This is a genomic window from Steroidobacter sp. (assembly GCF_016790065.1).
Taxonomy (GTDB): Bacteria; Pseudomonadota; Gammaproteobacteria; order Steroidobacterales; family Steroidobacteraceae; genus Steroidobacter.
This window is the reverse complement of the sequence record NZ_JAEUPY010000098.1, coordinates 1-2568: the sequence shown is the minus strand read 5'-3', so window position 1 is coordinate 2568 and position 2568 is coordinate 1. Positions and strand designations below refer to the sequence as shown.

General features: G+C 60.3%; 3 protein-coding genes and 1 pseudogene. 1 reads left to right on the top strand and 3 read right to left on the bottom strand.

Going from position 1 to position 2568, the window contains the following annotated elements; all coding sequences use genetic code 11:
* A pseudogene (locus tag JNL55_RS04105) lies at positions 1-289 on the top strand (hypothetical protein); the annotation flags it as partial.
* A 5-nt stretch (positions 290-294) separates the two neighbouring features.
* On the opposite strand, the gene JNL55_RS04100 reads toward JNL55_RS04105, so the two are convergent.
* The 3 genes from JNL55_RS04100 to JNL55_RS04090 all read right to left on the bottom strand — a co-directional run.
* Complete coding sequence (locus tag JNL55_RS04100) at positions 295-726, bottom strand: group I truncated hemoglobin (protein ID WP_293849627.1); 432 nt, start codon at positions 724-726, stop codon at positions 295-297.
* 12 nt (positions 727-738) lie between these two features.
* Complete coding sequence (locus tag JNL55_RS04095; protein WP_293849625.1) at positions 739-1677, bottom strand: DUF3034 family protein; 939 nt, start codon at positions 1675-1677, stop codon at positions 739-741.
* Between the two features lie 92 nt (positions 1678-1769).
* Positions 1770-2568: serine/threonine protein kinase (locus tag JNL55_RS04090; protein WP_293849623.1), on the bottom strand; the 799-nt coding region annotated here is incomplete at its 5' end.

The following is a 2568-nucleotide window of genomic DNA, read 5'->3' as shown; positions in this document are numbered from 1 at the left end:
AGACGTGTTGGCGCTTGCGTCGCGCGGTTCTGCCTTGCTGACGCTGGGGCGTGCGTTGGAAGCCCTCACGCCATTGAAGCAGGCGCTGGCGCTCTCACCCGATTTGCCGGAAGCCAAAGCGCAACTGGCGCAAGCGGAACGGCTCGCTCAACAAGAAGCCAGCAAGGTGGCGCGAGCTGAGCGTGTGGCGCAGGCCGAGATGCGGAGTGCCGCGCCGGAAGTCAAAGCGGAAATCGTCAAGCCGGCGCGCAGCTATTCGAATGCGGCACCGGTCACCCGGAGTAACTGACTCGGTTACTTCACCATGTCTTTTTGCATGGGCGCGAAAATGGCCATGACTTTATTCTGTAATCGATAGGGCACACCGACCCGATCGAAAGCCAGATACACGTCTTCGGCCAGCGCATTGAACATGGCGTTGTCGATGGCCAGTTCGCGATGCGACTCTTCCATGCTGCGCCCGGTATATTCACAAGGCCCGCCGGTCACGTTGCACAGCTGTTCGAACAACAGTTGCTTGAACTTGGTGATGTCGGTGTTGCCGAAGGCAAAGTTGATGCGGTCGTCGTCTTCCATGATGACCACGAACTCTTCCACGGTCTTGCGCAGGACCGGCTCGCCGCCGATCTGTTCGTAGAGCGTCTTTTCAGCGTGTGCCACGGGCGCGAAGCTGGCGGCCAACAGCGTGGTCGAGAGCAGTGTCGCGAGAATGATTGATTTCGACATGGCGCTCGTCCTCTAAAAGCCCGCTTGCAGCGACAAGTAGGGCCCGGTCTGATCGTGCGTGACGCCAGTCACCGGTGCGAGCACGCTACCGATGTTCAAGTAAGCCGCGACCAAAGAAACATTCCGCGTCGGCGCCCAGGCGGCGAAGATGTCCCACGCGGCGCTCTCATCGTCGGCGCCCAGGTTGTGCGGTTTGCCGCGGTACTCAGCACCGATCGCGATCTTGCGCGTGACCAGATAACCGATCGAGCCGCCAATCTCGGTCGAGTAACCGTCGTCCCGGTCGCCGCCGAACCCCAGCAAGCCGAACTGATTGGCCTTGGTGTAGCGCAGCTGCAGATTCAACAGCAGGCTTTGCTGTAACAAGACTTTGGTGGCGGCGAGGTAATAGTCGGTGCCGTCTTCGTCCTTGGCGCCGAGTTGTTTGGGACTGACGAGCGCGCCGGCATTGTCGAGCCCGCGATTGCGCTTGAACTGCGCACCGATGGCGAGCTGTGGCATCCAGCTGTCTTGCATATAGATGGCATCGCCGTACAGCTTCACCTTGATGCCGAAAATATCCTGCGACACGCTGACGCCATCGAGTGCGGTGTCGGTGGCTTTGAAATCCTGGCGCGCGACGGTAAGTTCGATGCGATCGAGCAGACCGACGCCGATGCCGTAAGTCTTGAGTTCGAAGTCACGCAGCGGAGCGTAGGTGTAATGAACGTTCGCGCCGTAGCTGGCGTCGGTGCCGTAGCCGGTGATCAGCGCGAACGGCGCCAAGCCACCGCCGCCTGCGCCGTCGGCGTCGTTGAAGCCGGCTGTGAGTAACAGCTTGCCTTGATCAGGAACGAAATAGTTCTTGGGCGGCGCTGGAGGGGGCGGCAGCTTGGCGGTTTCCGCCGCGTGCGCGGCCGAAGTCAGCAAGGTCAGGGCAAGTGCCGGTAACAGCGCGGTCTGGCAGCTCATGCGGGGCTTCAGCCGTTATAGGAATAATCGGCATTAAGCCCCGGCCGGCGTCGAAAGTTCCAGTACGGACAAGCCCGGGCGGGCTGGCCGCTTTAGAGCGCCTTTTCGAGGGCCTCGCGCAGCTCGTCCATGCTTTGGTAGCGCTTCATTTTGTCCACGGACATGGCTTTGGTGACCAGGTCCGAGAGCGGGCGGGGCAGCGACGGATTGACCTCGATGGCGGTCTTGGCCTTGCCCTGCACGTGCTGATACATGACCGACATATGATCGCCGCGGCTGTACGGCGGCACGCCGGTGATCATTTCATACAGGATCACGCCGACGCTGTAGATGTCGGCGCGCTCATCGACCTTCTTGCCCAGAATCTGCTCGGGCGCCATGTATTTGGGCGAGCCGATCACGTAGCCGGTCTTGGTGAGTTGGGTGTCGCCTTCTTTCTGCGCGGCGGCCACGCCGAAGTCCACGATCTTCAACAGCCCTTCGTTGTTGATCAGGATGTTTGCAGGCTTCAAATCACGATGCACGATGCCGGCGTGGTGCGCGACCGTCATGCCGGTGCACAGGTCGATGCCGTATTTGATGGCGCGCGGCAACGGCAGGGGCTTCTCGTTGACGATCTCGCTGCCCAAGGTGTGCGACGGGAAGTACTCCATGGAAATGGCGTAGTTGCCGCGCATGTATAGAAAGTCATAAATGCGGATGACGTTCTTGTGCGTGATCTTGCGCGAGTAGCGCAGCTCGTGCACGAAACGTTTCATCATCTCTTCGTCCTGCGCCACGTTCGGGTTCAGGAACTTCAGGATCAGCCGTTCCTCGACCACCGTGTCTTCCATCAGCAGCACGGTACCGAAGGCGCCCTTGCCAATCTTTTCGATGAACTTGTAGCGGCCT

Excerpts from the sequence above, each read along its gene's own strand:
- JNL55_RS04095 (WP_293849625.1), bottom strand. The coding sequence starts at position 1,677 with ATGAGCTGCCAGACCGCGCTGTTACCGGCACTTGCCCTGACCTTGCTG.
- JNL55_RS04100 (WP_293849627.1), bottom strand. The coding sequence starts at position 726 with ATGTCGAAATCAATCATTCTCGCGACACTGCTCTCGACCACGCTGTTG.